Below are 17,808 nucleotides of genomic sequence, written 5' to 3' on the forward strand. Positions count from 1 at the left end.
GCCGGGTGTGTTCGCGCCTCATCAGTAGGCTGGGCGCATGTTCGACGCCGCGCGCCGTTTCCGCGTCACCGCCGTGGCGCTGGTCGCGACTTCATTCATGCTCGTCGGCGCCGGATGCGCGGACTTCGGGGACGAGGACCGGGCCCGCTCGGCGGGCGAGTTCTCCCCGAACAGCCAGACGCCGGTCATCCCCACCCCGACCCCGCCGTCGAGCCCGTCGAACGGCCCCGAGGGGCCACCGCCGACCGGTCCCTGTGTCGATCCCGACCCCGCCGTCATCGCGACCTGTCTGGGCGCGACCAGCGCGGTCACCGCCGGCGACGCCCAGGGTGAGTCGACGGTCGTCGCCGAACGCACCACCGGACAGATCATCTCCACCCGGCGCAACGGCCCCCGACGCGTCGTCGCCACCGTCCCGGTCGACGCCGACTCCGACGGCGGACTGATGGACTTCGCCCCCTCGCCGACCTTCGAGCAGGACCAGCTGATCTACGCCTACATCTCCACCGCGTCGGACAACCGAGTCGTGCGCATCGCCCCCGGCGACACCCCGAAGCCGATCCTCACCGGGATCCCCAAGGGCGCGACCGGCAACGTCGGGTCCATCCACTTCAAGTCGCCGACCGAGCTCATCGTCGCCACCGGTGACGCCGGCGACCCGGCCGCGGCGGCGAACCCGTCGTCGCTCGCGGGCAAGCTGCTGTCGGTGACCGCGTTGAACAGCGGCAGCACGGCGCCGCCACGGGTGTTGGCCTCGGGATTGGGGGCCAACGCGGTCATCTGTTCCGATGCCGCCGACGGCAGCCTCTACGTCACCGACCGCGCGCCCACCGAGGACCGGCTGCAGATCATCGACACCACCGGAACGCTGCGGCCGCTGTGGACGTGGCCGGACCGGCCCGGCATCTCCGGATGCGCCGCGGCGAACGGCAGCGTCCTCATCTCGACCGCCCGCACTCAGCGCGTCGAGATGTTGAGCGCGCCGACCCGCGAGCGCCCGACCGTCGAACCGCCGGTCGTCGTCATGGAGAAGCGCTACGGCGCCTTCGGCCGCATGGCCGCCTCGGCGTCGGGGGTCTTCCAGGTCGGCACGATCAACAAGCAGGCGGGCCGACCGGTCCCGACCGACGATCGCGTCGTGCGGTTCATGCCGCCCAACGCCTCGCAGAGCCGGCTCTGACCGCCGGTCCTCAGCTGCAGGACGCGAGCACCAGTTCCTTCACTCGCGCCGGATCGGCCTGTCCGCGAGTCGCCTTCATGACGTCGCCGACGATCTTGCCCGCCGCGGCGACCTTGCCCGAGCGGATCTTCTCGGCGATGTCGGGGTTGGCGGTCAGGGCCTCGTCGACGGCCTTCTGCAGCGCCGAGTCGTCACGGACGACCTCGAGACCGCGATCGGCGACGATCGCCTCCGGCTCACCCTCACCGTCGAGCACCGCGACGATGACCTGCTGAGCCAGTTTGTTGGTGAGCTTGCCCGCCTCGACCAGGGCGATGACCGACGCCACCTGAGCCGGGGTGATCGGCAGATCCGCCAGTTCCACCGCGCGGGTGTTCGCCTGCTGCGCGAGGAAACTGACCCACCAGCTGCGCGCCGCCTCGGCCGGGGCGCCGGCGTCGACGGTCGCGATGATCAGGTCGACCGCCCCGACGTTCATCAGGTCACGCATCACCTCGTCGGAGACGCCCCACTCCTGCTGGATCCGCGCGCGACGCAGCCACGGCATCTCCGGCATCGTCGTGGCCAGCTGCTCGATCCAGGCCGGATCCGGTTGCACCGGAGCGAGATCGGGCTCGGGGAAATAGCGGTAGTCCTCGGCGGTCTCCTTGCGACGACCCGCGAGCGTGGTGCCGTCGGACTCCTGGAAGTGCCGGGTCTCCTGGATGATCTCGCCGCCGGTGCGCAGGATGGCGGCCTGCCTGCGCATCTCGTGACGCACCGCGACCTCCACGCTGCGCAGGGAGTTCACGTTCTTGGTCTCGGTGCGCGTGCCGAACTCGGTGGCGTCCTTGGCCATCAGCGACACGTTGGCGTCGCAGCGCAACGACCCCTGATCCATCCGCACGTCGGAGACGTCGAGCGCCTTGAGGAGATCACGCAGCGCGCTGACGTAGGCCCGGGCGACCTCGGGAGCACGTGCCCCGGTCCCCTCGATGGGACGGGTGACGATCTCGACGAGCGGGACGCCGGCACGGTTGTAGTCGAGCAACGAGTGGTCGGCACCGTGAATTCGCCCGGCGCCGCCGATGTGCAGCGACTTGCCGGTGTCCTCCTCCATGTGCGCGCGCTCGATCTCGATCCGCCACGGCGTGCCGTCGGAGAGGACGACGTCGAGGTGGCCGTCGTAGACGATCGGCTCGTCGTACTGGGAGATCTGGTAGTTCTTCGGCTGGTCCGGGTAGAAGTAGTTCTTGCGCGCGAACTGGCTCGACGGGCGGACCGTGCAGTTCAACGCCAGGCCGATGCGGATGGCCGACTCGACGGCCGCGGCGTTGACGACCGGCAGCGACCCGGGCAGCCCGATGCAGACCGGGCAGACCTGGGTGTTGGGCTCGGCACCGAACTCGGTGGGGCAGCCGCAGAACATCTTGGTCGCGGTACCCAACTCGACGTGCACCTCGAGACCCAGAACGGGGTCGAACTCGGCGATGACGTCGTCGTAGTCGATCAGGTCGGCGGTCGGAGCAGTCATGCGCACCAGTTTATGCCGGGCGAGATCGCCGCGCGGCCCCGCATCACCGGGCCGGATTCCAGGGTCGAGATCAGGGCGATCACCGATGCCGCCCGCGTCGGGGATCCCTACCGTCGGTGGTTCACCCCCGACCCACAGGAGCGCTCATGTCCTACTCACCCGTCCCGTCCGACCGCACTCCCCGACTGCGACGGTCCCGGACCCAGTCATGGTTCGGCGGCGTGTGCGGCGGGATCGCCGAACGCTTCGGCCTGAGCGCCGGACTGGTCCGGTTGCTGTTCGTCGTGTCGATCGTGCTGCCGGGACCGCAGTTCCTCGTCTACCTCGCGTTGTGGATCGTGATCCCGCGCGACTGACACCTCCGCACTCACCCGAAGATGACGCGGATCTCCTGATACTGGTCCTGCGGCACGGTCTTGTGGTTGGCGAGGGCCTCGCCGAAGTCGACCCGGACGATGGCCGTACCGCGCAGCGCCACCATGTGGCCCCAGTGCTTGTCGGCGACGAGGTCGGTGACGGCCATCCCGAGCCGGGTCGCGAGTACGCGGTCGAAACCGGTCGGTGATCCGCCGCGCTGGATGTGTCCGAGGACCGTCGACCGGGTCTCGATGCCGGTGCGTTCCTCGATCAACGGGGCCAGCACCTCCGCGATCCCGCCCAGGCGCGGGCGGTTGAAACCGTCGACGCCCTTGGTCGAATGCGCCTGGTCCATGTCCGGGAGGGTGAAGCCCTCGGCGACGACCACCATCGGCGACCGTCCGCGGTTCTTGACGCTGGTCACCCACGCACAGATCTGGTTGAGGCTCTCCGGTTGTTCGGGGATCAGGATCGCGTGCGCGCCACCGGCGATCCCCGAGTACAGCGCGATCCACCCCGCGTGACGACCCATCACCTCGAGCACCATGCAGCGCTTGTGCGAGTTGCCGGTGGTCCGGAGGCGGTCGATGGCCTCGGTGGCGATCTCGACGGCCGTGTCGAAACCGAACGTGTAGTCGGTGGCGTCGAGGTCGTTGTCGATCGTCTTCGGGACGCCCACGATGTTGATGCCGTCCTCGAAGAGGCGCTTGGACGCCGAGGCCGTGCCCTCGCCGCCGATCGCGATGACGCCGTCGATGCCCAGCTCGTCGAGGACCTTCGCGATGTTCTCGGCACCACCGTGGGGTTCGCTGTAGGGCCCGATCCGACTCGTGCCGAGGATCGTCCCGCCCTCGCGGGCCAGGCCGCGTACCGAACTGCGGTCGAGCGGCATCACGTCGCCCTCGACCAGGCCGCGCCACCCGTCGAGGAACCCGACGAACTCCTGTCCGTACACCGTCTCGCCCTTGAGCACGGCACCGCGGATGACGGCGTTCAGGCCGGGGCAGTCGCCGCCGGAGGTGAGAATGCCGATCTTGCCCACGTGGTCGGTTCCCTTCGCAGCGTCTGATGACTCGTGGCTCGAGCGCAGTGCGCCTATCAATGTATGGAACGTCGCGCCCCGGCGCGCAGCGACCGGTCACGAGCCCGGTGAACGTCACGCCGAGCCGGGTTTCGATGCCACCGGTATTGTTGTCGGGATGGGAACGGGACGGATCGACGCGGCACGCATCGCGATCGGCCGTCTCCTCGTGTCGGCCATCATCATCGCCGCCGGTCTCATCGTCACCTCGGTGCTCACCACATCGTCGTCCGCGACGATGTCGGTCCACTCGGCCACCGGGGCGTCCGGCAGCAGCACCCCCACCCAGATCGACGCCGCCGTCCGACTCGGTGACGACACCCCGGCGGGCGCGGCGATCGCGGCCCTCACCGGACCCGACCCGATCCGCGCCCTGGCCCTGATCCCGTCCGGCTTCGCCGCGACGATGGGGTACCGGCCCGTGGTCGACCTCGGGGTGCCCGCCAACCCCGATGGCGGGTGTTCGTCGCCGATCACGCTGCCCGCCTCCTTCGACGCGCCCTGCAAGACCCACGATCTCGGCTACGACCTGCTGCGCTACAGCGCGACCACCGACGAGCCGGTGGGACAGTGGGCGCGGCGCGCGCTCGACTCGCAGTTGGTGCGCCGCATGCATGCGAGCTGCCCCGTCGACAGTTGTTGGGCCGCAGCGGACATCGCCGCCGCGGGCGTCAACGCCAACTCCGAGCGACAGGCCGACGGGGTGCCGCGGAGCGAGACCCGCACCCAGGTGTTCACCTCGGTGATCCGCTGGCTCTGGCAGCCGGTGGTGCACGCCGCGGAGTTCCTCGGCTCGGCGTCGGGCCGCGCGGGTGTCGCCACCCTGATCGCGCTGATCGCGGTGCATCTGCGCCGTCGGTCGCGGCCGGTGTTCGCCGACGGCTGGCCCACCGTGTGGGCGATGCTGCGCCGGTCCTCGATCCGTATCCCCAGTCTGCGGATGCGCCCCGAGCCCGGGCACTGACCGCCACGCGACGCGCTCCTCCCCTTCCCCGCACCACCGTTCCGCGCCCGCGGTTCCGATGTTCCCTCTTGACCGAGCAGTTGTCTGGACTAGTGTCTGGTCTAGAGTTCAGCCGTCCGGTCGTCGCGAGGAGAAACCATGCCCATCCGGGTCGCCCACGTCGGGACCGGCAACGTCGGCCGGTTGGCCCTGCGGCAGTTGATCGACGACCCGCGTTTCGAGGTCGTCGCGGTCGGGGTGCACAACCCGGAGAAGGTCGGACGCGATGCCGGTGAACTCGCCGGACTCGAGGTGACCACCGGGATACGGGCGGTCAGCGGGATCGACGCGGTGCTCGCGAGCACGCCCGAGTGCGTCGTCTACTGCGCCATGGGCGACACCCGCATGGGCGAGGCCACCAAGGACTGCCTGGCCGTGCTCGAGGCAGGCGTCGACCTGGTCGGATCCGCCCCGGTCACCATGCAGTACCCGTGGGAGATCATGCCCGACAAGCTGATCGAGCGGATCGAGAACGCCGGCCGGACGGGCGACGCCAGCATGTACATCACCGGTGTCGACCCCGGCTTCGCCACCGACCTGATCCCCCTGGCCCTGGCGAGCACGTGCCAGAACGTCACCCAGATCACGTGCATGGAAATCGCCGACTACGCCACCTACGACGGCGCCGAGGTCATCTTCGACGTGATGGGCTTCGGCAGCCCGGTCGACGATCCCCCGCTGTTCCTGCAGCCGGGCGTGCTCAGCCTGGCGTGGGGATCGGCGATCCGGATGCTCGCCGACGGCCTCGGCATCACCGTCGACGACATCGTCGACGAGAACGAGAGAGAACCCGCGCCCGAGGATTTCGACATCTCGGCCGGGCACATCGCGAAGGGCACCACCGCCGCGGTGCGGTTCCGGATCAGCGGGATGGTCGACGGGCACGCCGCGATCGTCGTCGAACACGTGACCCGACTCCGTGACGACCTCCGGCCGGACTGGGCGCAGTCGGCGCAGCCGGGCGGGTCGTATCGGGTGGAGATCACCGGCGAACCCTCCTACGTCGTCGACATCTGCCCCACCAGCGTGCACGGCGACCACAACCACGCGGCGATCGTCGCGGCCGCCGGCCGGATCGTCAATGCGATACCCGCGGTGATCGCAGCCGCACCCGGTCTCCGGACCACGCTCGACCTGCCCCTGATCACCAGCCGCGGTGTCTACCGCGCGCCGGCCGACGTGAACAAGTGAGGAACGAAACAGTCATGGGACGTGTAGACGGAAAAGTGGTCCTGATCAGCGGAGGCGCGCGCGGCATGGGCGCCGCGCACGCCCGGGCGCTGGCCGCCGAGGGCGCCTCGGTCGTCCTCGGCGACATCCTCGACGACGAGGGGACCGCGCTGGCCTCCGAGATCGGCGACGCCGCCCGCTACGTCCACCTCGACGTCACCCAGCCCGAGCAGTGGTCCGCGGCTGTGTCGGCGGCGGCGGAGACCTTCGGGTCGCTGACCGGGCTGATCAACAACGCCGGGATCGTCAACGGCTCGACGCTGCAGAAGTTCCGGCTCGACAAGTGGCAGCAGATCCTCGACGTGAACCTGACCGGCACCTTCCTGGGGATGCAGGCGGCCGCGGATCCGATCATCGCCGCGGGCGGTGGGTCGATCATCAACGTGTCCTCGGTGGAAGGTCTGCAGGGCAGCCCGTGGGCACACGGCTACGTGGCCTCGAAGTGGGCGGTGCGCGGCATCACCAAGTCCGCGGCGTTGGAACTCGCCCCGCACAAGGTGCGGGTCAACTCGGTGCACCCCGGCCTCATCCGGACGCCGATGACCGAGACCATCCCCGACGGGATGGTAAAGATCCCGCTGCGGCGATCCGCCGAAGCCGAGGAGGTCTCCGCCATGATCGTCTTCCTGATCAGCGACGAGTCGTCCTATTCCACGGGCTCGGAGTTCATCGTCGACGGAGGCCTGACCGCCGGGGTCGACCCCACCATCTGACCTCGCAAGCACCTCCCCCGGTCGGGGTTCAGCGCACGCCGTTCTCGTACGCGAAGACGACCGCCTGCGCCCGGTCCCGGAGACCCAGCTTGGCGAGCACGTTGCTGACGTGGGTCTTGACCGTCTGCTCGGCGACGAACAGCGCCGTGGCGATCTCCGCGTTCGACTTGCCCTCGGCGACCTGCTCGAGGACCTCCCGCTCGCGGGCGGTCAGGTGCGACAGCACAGTCATCGCCGCGGGCTGCGGTCGGCGACGGCCGGTGACCTCGGCGATGAGCCGACGCGTCACCGACGGCGCCAGCAGGGCATCACCGGCCGCGACGACACGCACCGCGCGGACGAGCTCGTCGGCGGGGGCGTCCTTGAGCATGAACCCCGACGCCCCGATGCGCAGCGCCTCGTAGACGTAGTCGTCGATGTCGAAGGTGGTGAGCATCAACACCTTCGGGGCCGTCGCGGCGTCGGCGAGTACCGACTTGGCCGCGGTGAGACCGTCCATCTGCGGCATCCGGACATCCATGAGCACCACGTCGGGACGCAGTCGGCGGATGCCCGCCACGGCGGCCGCGCCGTCGGCGGCGTCACCGATCACCGAGATGTCGGGCTGTGCCGCCAGCAACGCACCGAATCCCTGACGGACCATCGCCTGGTCGTCGGCGATGAACACCGTGATCGACACCCGTCTCAGCCGATCGCCACGTCGGCGACCGGCACCCGCGTGGGCAGCATCGCCGACACCCGGAACGCCCCCACCCCGTCGGGGCCGGCAACCAACGCACCACCGACGGCCGCGGCACGCTCGGCCATGCCGGGGATACCGTGCCCGCCCGACGACTCCTTCTCCCCCGCGACCTCCACCAGCAGATTCACCACCGTCACCCGGACCGCCGACTCGTCGATCGCGACCTCGACGTCGATCCGTGCGCCGGGGGCATGCCGCGTCGCGTTCGCCAGACACTCCTGCACGATCCGGTAGGCGGTGAGGCCCACGGCTTCGTTCACCGTCTCGGGCGCGCCCCCGATCAGCCGGAGGTCCACGACGATGCCCGCGCCGCGCGTCGCCTCCACGATGTCGGCGATGTCGGCCACCCCGGGGTTGGGTGCCTGCGTGCTCACCTCACCGTCGACCCGGAGGACACCGAGCATCTGCCGGACCTCGTCGAGGGCCTCGCGCGCCATCACGGCGATCGCCTGGAACTCGGCGTCGGCGGCCGGCGTCACGCCGTCGACGCGGAACCTCGCGGTCTGCGCGGCCACGACGACCACCGACATCCGGTGCGCGACAACGTCGTGCAGGTCCCGGGCGATCCGGGTGCGTTCGGCGAGCACCGCGGTCCGCGAGGCCGCGACATCCTTGAGTTCGGTCTCGTGCGCGAGCTCGCGCCGCGACCGCAGCAGCACCCGCAGCAGCCAGCAGGTCACGAACAGCATCGTGACACCGACCGCCCAGCCGGCCGTCGCGCCCGGTGGCGTGGCCCCGACGAAGGCCACCAGCGTGCACAGCCAGTACAGCGCAATCCATCTGACCGGCCCCCGCAGGCACAGCATGACCGAGAGGACGAGGAGCACGATTATGTGGACGACCTGAATCGTCCACTGCCACCCGTGCACTCGGTCGAAGAACAGTCCGATCAGGATGGACGAGGTGATCGAGATCCCCCACCCGAGCAGTGGATTGGCCCACGCCAGCATGAGCGGCAGCGTGGCGAGCGCCGCGACGACCGGGAGCAGAATGGGCATGACGGAGTGCGTGAGGGGCAGAGTCGGCCAGGCGACGGCGAACATGATCAGCGCGATGACGGTGAACAAGATGTTCACGCGTCGACCCACGAAGGCAACTACCGTCGGGTCGGACACCAACTGTGTCTGCCGAACGCGCGCCATCACCTCGTCCCACTCCCTCTGCCCGATCATCATGTCGACCACGGTAGAGCGCCCACCCACTGATGTCCTCATACCTGAGAGGGAGACCCGGTAGCCCGTCGGCGGCAGTTCGACGACGCCGGGCGTGCCTCTCCCGAACCGCCACGGACACAACTTCTCTCCGATGTGGTCGGGTGCCGCACGTTCCTAACGTCAGCTCATGATCATCGCAGCTCGACGAATCACATTGACCCTGTTCACCTTCGGCCTGATCCTCGCGCTCGCACTGGTTGCCGTCCAGGCCCGGGGACTGCCCGGCGCCGACGCCGATCCGATCCCCGCCGACCTGACCACGCCGGCCGGTTCCGCGGTCATGGCGTTGACCGGTCCCCAACCGATGCACGCCCTCACCGATCTGGGCGCGCCGCCGCGCGTCGTGCTGGGCTATGACCCCGTGATCATCGACGGGGCACCGGCGAACCCGCGGGGCGGGTGCTCGACACCGGTACCGCTCCCCGACCGTTTCGAACCGCTCTGCAAGATCCACGACCTGGGGTACGACCTGCTGCGTCTGGCCGCGCGGTCGGGTCGGCCGCTCGGGCCGTGGGCGAGGCAGCGTCTCGACCATGCTCTCGTCGAGGCGATGCATCGCAGTTGCACCGACCCCATCTGCGAGATCGGTGCCGACCTCGCCGACGTCGGACTGCGCGTGAACACCTGGCGTCAACGTGCGGGCGCCCCGATCACACACGAGGGTGTCGGGGCCATCGCACTGTCGGTGGCCGTCCGCGCCGCGGAGACGACGGCGCGGTGACCGGCATGGAGGTGCCCCGACTCCCCCACCCCGCGGGGGTGATCGGCGCGCTCGTCGGCTCCACGATCGCCCTGGCTCCGGGGTCACTGCCCCGGGAGGTGTCGGTGCACGCCGCGCTGCTGGGAGCGTGCCTGCTGCTGGGTGCGGGGATCGGGAGCGTCGTCGGGCGACTGCCGGTGGACCGGGCAGCTGATCCCGCGGCCGACCGCGATCGTCGTGTCCGGGTCGTCGGCATCGCCGCGGTGCTGTTCACCGGCATGGTTCTCGCCAACCTCTGGTGGCAGGACACGCTGCGCACCGGTCTGGATCAACCGGGCGTCGGACTCGGCTGGATCGCGGCGTCGTTCGCGCCGGTGGCGCTGTACGCGGCCGTCGTCGCGGCGCCCGGTCTCACGTCCGTCGCCGTCGTCACCGCAGCGGCGGCGATCGCCGGCCTGGCCCCCGCGTCAGCTGATCCGCAGGACACGGACGTGATCAGAGCGGGGATGAGCAGGGCGGAGGCATTCGCGACGTCCGACGCCACCGCGACGTCGCTTCGTCTGTACTCGCCGCTCGACGGACGGACCGCCGAACGCCGCGCGACCGACCTGGTCGACCGGTGGTCGTCGGCGGGTGGTGCCCGACGCGCGGCGGTCGTGGTGGCCGTCCCCACCGGTTCGGGGTGGGTCGACCCCGATGCCGTACGCGGGTTCGAGGAACGACTCGGCGGCGACGTCTCGGTGATCGCGTTGCAGTACAGCGACATCCCGAGTTGGCGGGCGTTCGTCTCCGGTTCCGACACCGCCCGGACGGGGGCGATCGCCGTGACCGCGGCACTCACCCGGGCCGTCGGGCGTCTGCCGACGGCGGCCCGCCCGCAGGTCTACCTGTACGGACAGAGTCTGGGCGCGATCGGCGCCGACGCGGCGCGCGAGTGGGCAGCCACCCGAGCCGCTGAGGTCTCGGTCTGCGCCACCGTCCTCGCCGGAGCACCGGCGGGAACCGTTGCACCGCAGGCGTCGCGGCGGGTGGTGCTCGCGAACGCCAGTGACCCCGTCGTCCGGTGGTCGCCCCGGTTGCTCTGGCGACCGCCGACACGGTCGACCGCCCGGGCCGACCTACCGCGCCCGGTGTGGTTCCCGGTCGCCGGTTTCATTCAGGCCAGTACGGATCTGCTGGGCGCACTGTCGTTCCCGGCCGGACACGGCCACCAGTACGGCGCCGAGCAGGGCACCACGGCCCCGCTGTGTCCGACCCGGACCGGTGTCGATCAGACCAGCGGTCCGCGCGCCGCCTCGTACGCCGCACCGACGCGGTAGAGACGATCGTCGGCCTGGGCGGGTGCCATGATCTGCAGTCCGACCGGCAGGCCGTCGTCGGCCGAGAGCCCCGACGGCACCGACATCGCGCAGTTGCCCGCGAGGTTCACCGGCAGCGTGCACAGGTCGAACAGGTACATCGCCAGCGGGTCGTCGGCCTTCTCACCGATGGGGAAGGCGGTGGTCGGGGTGGTCGGGGAGATCAGGACGTCCACCGACTCGAAGGCGGTGGTGAAGTCCTGCGCGATCAACGTCCGGACCTTGAGGGCCTGGCCGTAGTACTTCTCGTAGTAGCCCGACGACAGCGCGTAGGTACCGATCATGATGCGGCGCTTGACCTCCGGGCCGAACCCCTGCGCGCGGGTCAGGGCCATCACCTCGTCGGCCGAGTGGCTGCCGTCATCGCCGACGCGCAGTCCGTACCGCATGGCGTCGAAGCGGGCCAGGTTCGACGACACCTCCGACGGGAGGATCAGGTAGTAGGCGCCGAGCGCGTACTCGAAGTGCGGGCACGAGACCTCGACGATCTCGGCGCCGCGCTCGCGCAGCACCTCGACGGCGGCGGTGAACGACGCGAGGACGCCGGGCTGATAGCCGTCGCCCTGCAGTTCGGTGACGATGCCCACGCGCACACCCGCGAGATCCTGTTCGGCGCCGCGGCGTGCGGCTCCGACGACATCGGGGACCGGGGAGTTCAGGGAGGTCGAGTCGCGCGGGTCGTGGCCGGCGATGACCTCGTGCAGCAGGGCCGCGTCGAGCACGGTGCGGGCACACGGGCCGCCCTGGTCCAGCGACGAGGCGCAGGCGACGAGTCCGTACCGCGACACCGCACCGTAGGTGGGCTTCACGCCGACGGTCGCGGTGACCGCAGCCGGCTGACGGACCGAGCCGCCGGTGTCGGTACCGATGGCCAGCGGCGCCTGGAACGACGCGAGTGCCGCCGCGCTGCCGCCGCCGGATCCGCCGGGGATCCGGTCGGTGTCCCACGGGTTGCGGGTGAGCTGGTAGGCCGAGTTCTCGGTGGAACTGCCCATCGCGAACTCGTCCATGTTGGTCTTGCCGAGGATCGGGATGCCCGCCTCGCGGAGCCGGCGCGTGACGGTCGCGTCGTACGGCGGCACCCACCCCTCGAGCATCTTCGACCCGCACGTGGTGGGCGCATCGGTGGTGGTGAAGACGTCCTTGAGCGCCAGCGGGACGCCGGCGAGCGAGGACGCGGGCTTCTCCCCAGCGGCGATGGCGGCGTCGACGGCCTCGGCCGCCGCGATCGCCTGGGTGGTCGTGACGTGCAGGAACGCGCCGAGATCGCCGTCGGTGCGCTCGATCTGCTCCAGATGGGCGCGGGTCACCTCGACCGACGACAGGTCACCGGAGTGGATCCTGGTGGCGAGTTCGGACGCCGACAGGCCCGTGATGGGCCCGGCGTCGCGGATCGCGGTCACTGCTCCTCACCCAGGATCTGCGGGACGGCGAAGCGGGACTGCTCGACCGAGGGGGCGCCGGAGAGCGCCTCGGTCGGGGTCAGTCCGGGGACGATGACGTCGGGGCGCAGGACGTTGGCGAGACCGGCCGGATGCGCGGTGGCGTCGACGCTGTCGGTCCGCACCTCCGAGATCTGCGCGACGTGGGTCAGGATCGAATCGAGCTGGCTCGCATACTGATCGAGTTCGTCATCGGAGAGCGCCAGGCGCGACAGGCGCGCCAGATGGGCTACTTCATCCCGGGAGATGGCTGACAACGATGCGTCCCTTCTACAGAGCAATCGGGTGGATGCCAGGCACGGCGACCACGCAACGAGCCTAGTGGTCGCGCCGTCGGCGGCGACTGTGGCCCGCTCAGCGCAGCCATCGATGCAGTCGGGCGGTGATCCACGGCAGGACGAGGTAGACCATCAGTGGCGTGTTGATCAGGGTCGCGATGAGTGTCTTGAGCACCAGCGGTACGCCGTCGAGATGGGCCACCACGGCAAAGTTGATCAGCAGGCTCAACGGGAAGAACCCGAGCCAGATCGTGATCGCCTGCTTCCAGCGCGCCGGGGGCGCCCCGACCACCCGGACCGCATTGGTCAGCGTCGACTGCGGCTCGAACCATCCCTCGATTCCGGACAACCGGTGCACCGCGGACTCGACGGCGACCCCCTCGCCACGCGAGAGCCACGCGCGCCGGACCGGTGAGCGGACCCAGTCGTCCATCTGCGCCTCGCCGTCGAACCGATAGACCACGTAGTAGTCCGACGAATCCTGCGCCGAGCGCAACCAGCCGCCACCGAGGAACCCGGGGAAGGTCCGGGCCAGGGCCATGCCGGCGTCGGTCCACGCGAGGAAGTCGTGTTCCCGACCGGGCTCGATACGTCGGGCGACCGATGTCGTGACGTGGTCGACGGTGTGCTCGGGGTCGGCGGACTGTTCGGTGTGCTCGGCCATGGGTCAATGGTGGCACCGCCGGCCGCATCTGCCCGACCGAGCGAACGACCACGTGCGCACGATCGGCTCACTAAGATCTGCAGACCATGATCATCGTCACATCCAACGACGTGCCGGGGTACCGCATCGGGTACACCTTCGGCGAGGTCTTCGGCCTGACCGTCCGCTCACGCAACATCGGTTCGAACATCGGCGCCGGGTTCAAGGCCATGGCGGGCGGTGAACTCAAGGGCGTCACCCAACTCCTGCACGACTGTCGCCAGGAAGCGTTGCACCGGTTGGCCACCGAGGCACAGCAGAAGGGCGCGAACGCCGTGGTCGCGTTCCGCTTCGAGACCACCGAGTTCGGCGGGACGGGCATCGAGGTCTGCGCGTACGGCACCGCCGTCGGTGTGGAACCGCTCGATCCGGCCAATCCCGGCGCCGTGCCGACGATCTGAGTGGCGTCGCGACGCCGTCGGCGCGGCGGCGATCCCCACCCGGTGGGACAATGACCAGCGTGTCGTACCTGCTGCGGGTCTACCTGCAAGATCGTCCGGGAAGCCTCGGCCTGCTCGCGGTGTCACTGGGATCGGTGGGTGCCGACATCCTCTCCCTCGACGTCGTCGAGCGCGGCGACACCTACGCGGTCGACGACATCGTCGTCGAGGTGCCGCGCGGGTCGTTGCCGGACACCCTGATCACCGCCGCGGAGAACGTCGACGGCGTCCGGGTGGATTCGATCCGGCCCTACACCGGCGTCCTGGAAACCCACCGCGAACTCGAACTCGTCGACCAGATCGCGTCCGCACCGGCGTCGGAGCGACTACAGGTCCTCGTCGACACCGCCCCGCGCGTCATGCGGGTGTCGTGGAGCACGGTGGTCACCCTCGGCGGTGGCGGGGTGTTGCAGCTGTTCGGCAGTTCCAGTGCTCCCGAGACCCGGCTGACCGAGGTCGACTGGCTCCCGATCGCCCAGGCGGGACAACTCGACCCGGACGCGACGTGGGTACCGCAGTCCTGGAAGGACTCCGACACCCGCCTGGCCGCGGCACCGGTCGGTTCGTCGTCGAAGGCGTTGCTGCTGGGCCGATCCGGCGGCCCGGACTTCCGTCCCTCCGAGATCGCCCGGCTGGGTTATCTGTCCCGGATCGTGACCACGATTCTCGCTATTCCGAAGTCTCGCTGACGCTGTCCGGGGGTCCGTCGGCCAGCAGGGCCTTGAACCCGTCCTCGTCGAGGATGGGGACGCCGAGCTGTTCGGCTTTCTCCGCCTTCGTCCCCGGGGAATCGCCGATCACCACGAAGGCCGTCTTTTTCGACACCGACCCCGACGCCTTGCCCCCGCGCACCAGGATCGCCTCCTTGGCGCCGTCGCGGGAGAAGTCCTGCAGCGAACCGGTCACGACGATGCTCAAGCCCACCAGCGTGCGCGGGATCGACTCGTCGCGTTCGTCGGCCATCTGGACGCCGGCGTCGCGCCACTTGTCGACTATCTCGCGGTGCCAGTCGACGGCGAACCAGTCGACGATGCTCTGCGCCAGGGTCTTCGCCAGACCACCCGTCTGAGCGAGTTGCTCGACGTCGGCATCGCGGATCGCCTCGAGGGTGCCGAATTCGGTGGCCAACGCGCGCGCCGCGGAGGGACCGATGTGTCGGATCGACAGGGCGACCAAGACTCGCCACAACGGTGTCTTCTTCGCCTTCTCGAGGTTGGCGAGCAGCGCCCTGCCGTTGGCCGACAACTCGCCGTCCTTGGTGACGTAGAGGCTCACCCCGGCGAGGTCGTCGGCGGTCAGGGCGAACAGATCGCCCTCGTTCGTCATCGCCCCGGATGCGTATAGCGCGGTGGCGCCCTCGTATCCGAGCGCCTCGACGTCGAACGCCCCACGGCCGGCGATGTAGAAGAGCCGCTCTCGCAGCTGCGCCGGGCAGAACTGACCGTTGGGGCAACGGATGTCGGCGTCGCCCTCCTTCTCGTGGCGCAGCTCGGTGCCACAGTCCGGGCAGTGCGTCGGCATGACGAACTCGGTCTCGCTGCCGTCGCGCAGGTCGACGACGGGTCCGAGCACCTCGGGGATGACGTCACCGGCCTTGCGGATGGTGATGGTGTCGCCGATCCACACGCCCTTGCGCTTGACCTCCGACGCGTTGTGCAGCGTCGCCCTCGACACCGTCGATCCGGCGACCAACACCGGCTCCATGAAGGCGAAGGGCGTGACCCGGCCCGTACGGCCGACACCGACCTTGATGTCGACGAGCTTTGTCGTCGCCTCCTGCGGCGGGTACTTGTAGGCGATCGCCCATCGCGGTGCGCGCGAGGTGGACCCGAGGCGCCGCTGCAGCGCGGTGGTGTCGACCTTGACGACGATGCCGTCGATCTCGTGCTCGACGTCGTGTCGGTGTTCGCCCCAATACGCGATCTTCTCGAGGATCTCGTCGGCCCCGGACAGCTTCGTCGTGTGCTTCGACACCGGCAGGCCCCATGCCCCGAGGGCCAGGTACGCGTCGTGCAGCGACTCCGGCGCCCACCCGTCCAGTTTGCCGATGCCGTGGCAGATCATCCCGAGCCGGCGTCGGGCGGTGACCTGCGGGTTCTTCTGGCGCAGCGACCCGGCCGCGGAGTTGCGTGGGTTGGCGAACGGCGCCTTGCCCGCCTCGACGAGCGACGCGTTGAGCGCCTCGAAGTCCTCGATCCGGAAGAACACCTCGCCGCGGACCTCGAGCAGCGCCGGGACCGGGTAGTCGTCGGAGGGCGTCAGGCGGTGCGGGATGTCGTCGATGGTCTTGGCGTTGAGGGTCACGTCCTCGCCGGTGCGCCCGTCACCACGAGTGGTGCCGCGGACGAGCGTGCCGTTCTCGTAGACCAGTGCGAGTGCGACGCCGTCGATCTTGAGTTCACACAGGTAGTCGAGGCCGACGCCCGCGTCGGCCTGGACCCGATCGATCCAGGTGCGCATCTCGTCGGAGTCGAAGACGTTGTCCAGCGACAACATCCGTTCGAGGTGGTCGACGGCGGCGAACTCGGTCGCGAAACCGCCACCCACCATCACCGTCGGTGAGTCCGGGGTCGCCAGCTCGGGGTGATCGGCCTCGAGCTGTTGCAACCGCTTGAGGAGCGTGTCGAACTCACCGTCGGTGATGACCGGCGAATCCTTCACGTAGTACCGGAACTGGTGCTCACGCACCTCCTCCGCCAGGGCGGACCACTGCTCACGCAGCTCGGCGTCGGGGCTCTCATCCACGGAACAAGGCTAGTCCAGGGCACCGACACCGTTAGAATTTCGCGCACCATGCCGCACCCGATCATGTTCTCCGCCGACGACCCGACGCTGGCCCGCGTACGGGAGATCGCGCTCGCGCTGCCGGAGACGACCGAGGTCGTCGCCCACGGCCGACCGACGTTCCGGTGCGGCAAGATCTTCGCCTACTACGGCGGGTCGGTGAAGGGCGGCGACATGATGGACACCTCGGTGCTGTTCAAGCCGGATCCGACCGAGGCGACGGCGTTGGCCGGGGACGACCGCTTCTTCGTGCCCGCCTATGTGGGCGCGTACGGATGGCTCGGGGTGGACCTGTCGGGCGCACCCGATTGGGACGAGGTCGCCGAGCTGCTCGACGCGAGTTTCCGGCTCGTCGCCCCGGCGAAGGTCATACGACGACTCGACGAGTTGTGAGCTGATACAACGCCCCGCATGGCGAGACCGGCCCCGCGCGGGGTTGTGCCATCCTGGAGGACGTGCCCACATCCCTTCGCGACTACTGGTGGGCGATTCTCATCGTCCCGGTCGCCGTGGTCGTCACCGCGATCCTGGTGACCGGGCTGTTCACCGGGTCGGATCCGTCCTCGGGTCCCGCGGTGGCCGCGGCGGTCACCTCGAACGCCCCCGCACCCACGACCGAGGCCCCGAGCAGCAGCGCCGCGACCGCCGCCGCGGACGCGACCGCGTGTGCGAGCAACACCGGCACCCGGTTGGTCACGGTCAGCATCTCCGAGCAGCGCATGTGGACCTGCGACGGCAGACGGACGGTGTCGGCGTCGGCGGTCACCACCGGGATCGACAACCCCGTGGACCGGACACCGACCGGCACCTGGAAGGTCGTCGCCCGCGACACCGATCGGTTCCTCGTCGGCCCCGACTACCGCGTCCACGTGAACTACTTCCTGCCGTTCTTCGACGACTACGGGTTCCACGATTCGCCGTGGCAGACGTTTCCGTACGGCTCGCAGGACTACCGAACCGGTGGATCCCGCGGATGCGTGCACGTGCCGGGGCCCGCGATGGCTGCTCTCTACAGGTGGGCGGCGGTCGGGACCACGGTCACCGTCCGGGCCTAGCCGGCATCGCGGCGA

The 17,808-nt window shown here is 69.7% G+C and carries 19 protein-coding genes; 11 read left to right on the forward strand and 8 right to left on the reverse strand.

The annotated features are described in order from the left end of the window. Positions 1 to 37: 37 nt before the first annotated feature. On the forward strand, positions 38 to 1,180 hold the full coding sequence (locus LX13_RS15290) for a PQQ-dependent sugar dehydrogenase (protein WP_253662164.1): 1,143 nt from the start codon (positions 38 to 40) through the stop codon (positions 1,178 to 1,180). Between the two features lie 10 nt (positions 1,181 to 1,190). Here the strand turns inward: LX13_RS15290 and gatB are convergent, their stop codons facing one another. Beyond that, the gene (gatB, locus tag LX13_RS15295) at positions 1,191 to 2,693 is read right to left on the reverse strand and encodes an Asp-tRNA(Asn)/Glu-tRNA(Gln) amidotransferase subunit GatB (RefSeq protein ID WP_253662165.1); all 1,503 of its coding nucleotides are present in this window, start codon (positions 2,691 to 2,693) and stop codon (positions 1,191 to 1,193) included. Positions 2,694 to 2,839: 146 nt separating this feature from the next. Between gatB and LX13_RS15300 the strand changes: the two genes are divergently transcribed. After that, positions 2,840 to 3,049, forward strand: a complete 210-nt coding sequence (locus LX13_RS15300; protein WP_253662166.1) for a PspC domain-containing protein — start codon at positions 2,840 to 2,842, stop codon at positions 3,047 to 3,049. 11 nt (positions 3,050 to 3,060) lie between these two features. On the opposite strand, the gene LX13_RS15305 is transcribed toward LX13_RS15300, so the two are convergent. Beyond that, positions 3,061 to 4,092, reverse strand: coding sequence for a 6-phosphofructokinase (locus LX13_RS15305; RefSeq protein WP_253662167.1), 1,032 nt, complete (start codon positions 4,090 to 4,092; stop codon positions 3,061 to 3,063). Between the two features lie 157 nt (positions 4,093 to 4,249). Between LX13_RS15305 and LX13_RS15310 the strand changes: the two genes are divergently transcribed. From LX13_RS15310 to LX13_RS15320, 3 genes are all read left to right on the forward strand, one after another. Continuing rightward, the gene (locus LX13_RS15310; RefSeq protein WP_253662168.1) at positions 4,250 to 5,095 is read left to right on the forward strand and encodes a hypothetical protein; all 846 of its coding nucleotides are present in this window, start codon (positions 4,250 to 4,252) and stop codon (positions 5,093 to 5,095) included. Positions 5,096 to 5,233: 138 nt separating this feature from the next. Then, the gene (locus LX13_RS15315) at positions 5,234 to 6,325 is read left to right on the forward strand and encodes an NAD(P)H-dependent amine dehydrogenase family protein (protein ID WP_253662169.1); all 1,092 of its coding nucleotides are present in this window, start codon (positions 5,234 to 5,236) and stop codon (positions 6,323 to 6,325) included. 14 nt (positions 6,326 to 6,339) lie between these two features. Next, positions 6,340 to 7,077: an SDR family oxidoreductase gene (locus tag LX13_RS15320; protein WP_253662170.1), complete on the forward strand. Its 738-nt coding sequence runs from the start codon at positions 6,340 to 6,342 to the stop codon at positions 7,075 to 7,077. A 28-nt stretch (positions 7,078 to 7,105) separates the two neighbouring features. Here LX13_RS15320 and LX13_RS15325 read toward each other — a convergent pair whose 3' ends face one another. Beyond that, positions 7,106 to 7,756, reverse strand: coding sequence for a response regulator (locus tag LX13_RS15325; RefSeq protein WP_253662171.1), 651 nt, complete (start codon positions 7,754 to 7,756; stop codon positions 7,106 to 7,108). 5 nt (positions 7,757 to 7,761) lie between these two features. Continuing rightward, entirely contained in the window at positions 7,762 to 8,994 is a 1,233-nt protein-coding gene (locus tag LX13_RS15330; protein WP_253662172.1) for a sensor histidine kinase, read from the reverse strand. A 166-nt stretch (positions 8,995 to 9,160) separates the two neighbouring features. Between LX13_RS15330 and LX13_RS15335 the strand changes: the two genes are divergently transcribed. Beyond that, positions 9,161 to 9,754, forward strand: a complete 594-nt coding sequence (locus LX13_RS15335) for a hypothetical protein (protein WP_253662173.1) — start codon at positions 9,161 to 9,163, stop codon at positions 9,752 to 9,754. A gap of 5 nt (positions 9,755 to 9,759) precedes the next feature. Beyond that, a complete protein-coding gene (locus tag LX13_RS15340; RefSeq protein ID WP_253662781.1) occupies positions 9,760 to 11,052 on the forward strand; it encodes an alpha/beta-hydrolase family protein in 1,293 nt (430 codons plus the stop codon). On the opposite strand, the gene gatA is transcribed toward LX13_RS15340, so the two are convergent. From gatA to LX13_RS15355, 3 genes are all read right to left on the reverse strand, one after another. Beyond that, on the reverse strand, positions 11,004 to 12,494 hold the full coding sequence (gene gatA / locus LX13_RS15345; RefSeq protein ID WP_253662174.1) for an Asp-tRNA(Asn)/Glu-tRNA(Gln) amidotransferase subunit GatA: 1,491 nt from the start codon (positions 12,492 to 12,494) through the stop codon (positions 11,004 to 11,006). The two genes, LX13_RS15340 and gatA, sit on opposite strands and share 49 nt — an antisense overlap. Then, positions 12,491 to 12,790 (reverse strand): Asp-tRNA(Asn)/Glu-tRNA(Gln) amidotransferase subunit GatC, encoded by a 300-nt coding sequence (gene gatC, locus LX13_RS15350; protein ID WP_253662175.1) that lies wholly within the window; start codon positions 12,788 to 12,790, stop codon positions 12,491 to 12,493. The genes gatA and gatC overlap by 4 nt, the downstream gene beginning before the upstream one ends. A 97-nt stretch (positions 12,791 to 12,887) precedes the next feature. Then, complete coding sequence (locus LX13_RS15355) at positions 12,888 to 13,475, reverse strand: antibiotic biosynthesis monooxygenase (protein WP_253662176.1); 588 nt, start codon at positions 13,473 to 13,475, stop codon at positions 12,888 to 12,890. An 86-nt stretch (positions 13,476 to 13,561) separates the two neighbouring features. On the opposite strand from LX13_RS15355, the gene LX13_RS15360 reads away from it, so the two are divergent. Both LX13_RS15360 and LX13_RS15365 read left to right on the forward strand, forming a co-directional pair. Then, the gene (locus tag LX13_RS15360; RefSeq protein WP_253662177.1) at positions 13,562 to 13,915 is read left to right on the forward strand and encodes a YbjQ family protein; all 354 of its coding nucleotides are present in this window, start codon (positions 13,562 to 13,564) and stop codon (positions 13,913 to 13,915) included. A gap of 50 nt (positions 13,916 to 13,965) precedes the next feature. Further along, the gene (locus tag LX13_RS15365; protein WP_253662178.1) at positions 13,966 to 14,643 is read left to right on the forward strand and encodes an ACT domain-containing protein; all 678 of its coding nucleotides are present in this window, start codon (positions 13,966 to 13,968) and stop codon (positions 14,641 to 14,643) included. Here the strand turns inward: LX13_RS15365 and ligA are convergent. Continuing rightward, positions 14,624 to 16,699 (reverse strand): NAD-dependent DNA ligase LigA, encoded by a 2,076-nt coding sequence (gene ligA / locus LX13_RS15370; protein ID WP_253662179.1) that lies wholly within the window; start codon positions 16,697 to 16,699, stop codon positions 14,624 to 14,626. The genes LX13_RS15365 and ligA overlap by 20 nt on opposite strands. A gap of 48 nt (positions 16,700 to 16,747) precedes the next feature. Here ligA and LX13_RS15375 point away from each other — a divergent pair, with 48 nt between their 5' ends. After that, on the forward strand, positions 16,748 to 17,131 hold the full coding sequence (locus tag LX13_RS15375; RefSeq protein WP_253662180.1) for an MmcQ/YjbR family DNA-binding protein: 384 nt from the start codon (positions 16,748 to 16,750) through the stop codon (positions 17,129 to 17,131). A gap of 62 nt (positions 17,132 to 17,193) precedes the next feature. Then, on the forward strand, positions 17,194 to 17,793 hold the full coding sequence (locus LX13_RS23520; RefSeq protein WP_253662181.1) for a L,D-transpeptidase: 600 nt from the start codon (positions 17,194 to 17,196) through the stop codon (positions 17,791 to 17,793). Positions 17,794 to 17,808 lie beyond the last annotated feature (15 nt).

The organism is Williamsia maris (assembly GCF_024171815.1).
Classification (GTDB): domain Bacteria; phylum Actinomycetota; class Actinomycetes; order Mycobacteriales; family Mycobacteriaceae; genus Williamsia_A; species Williamsia_A maris.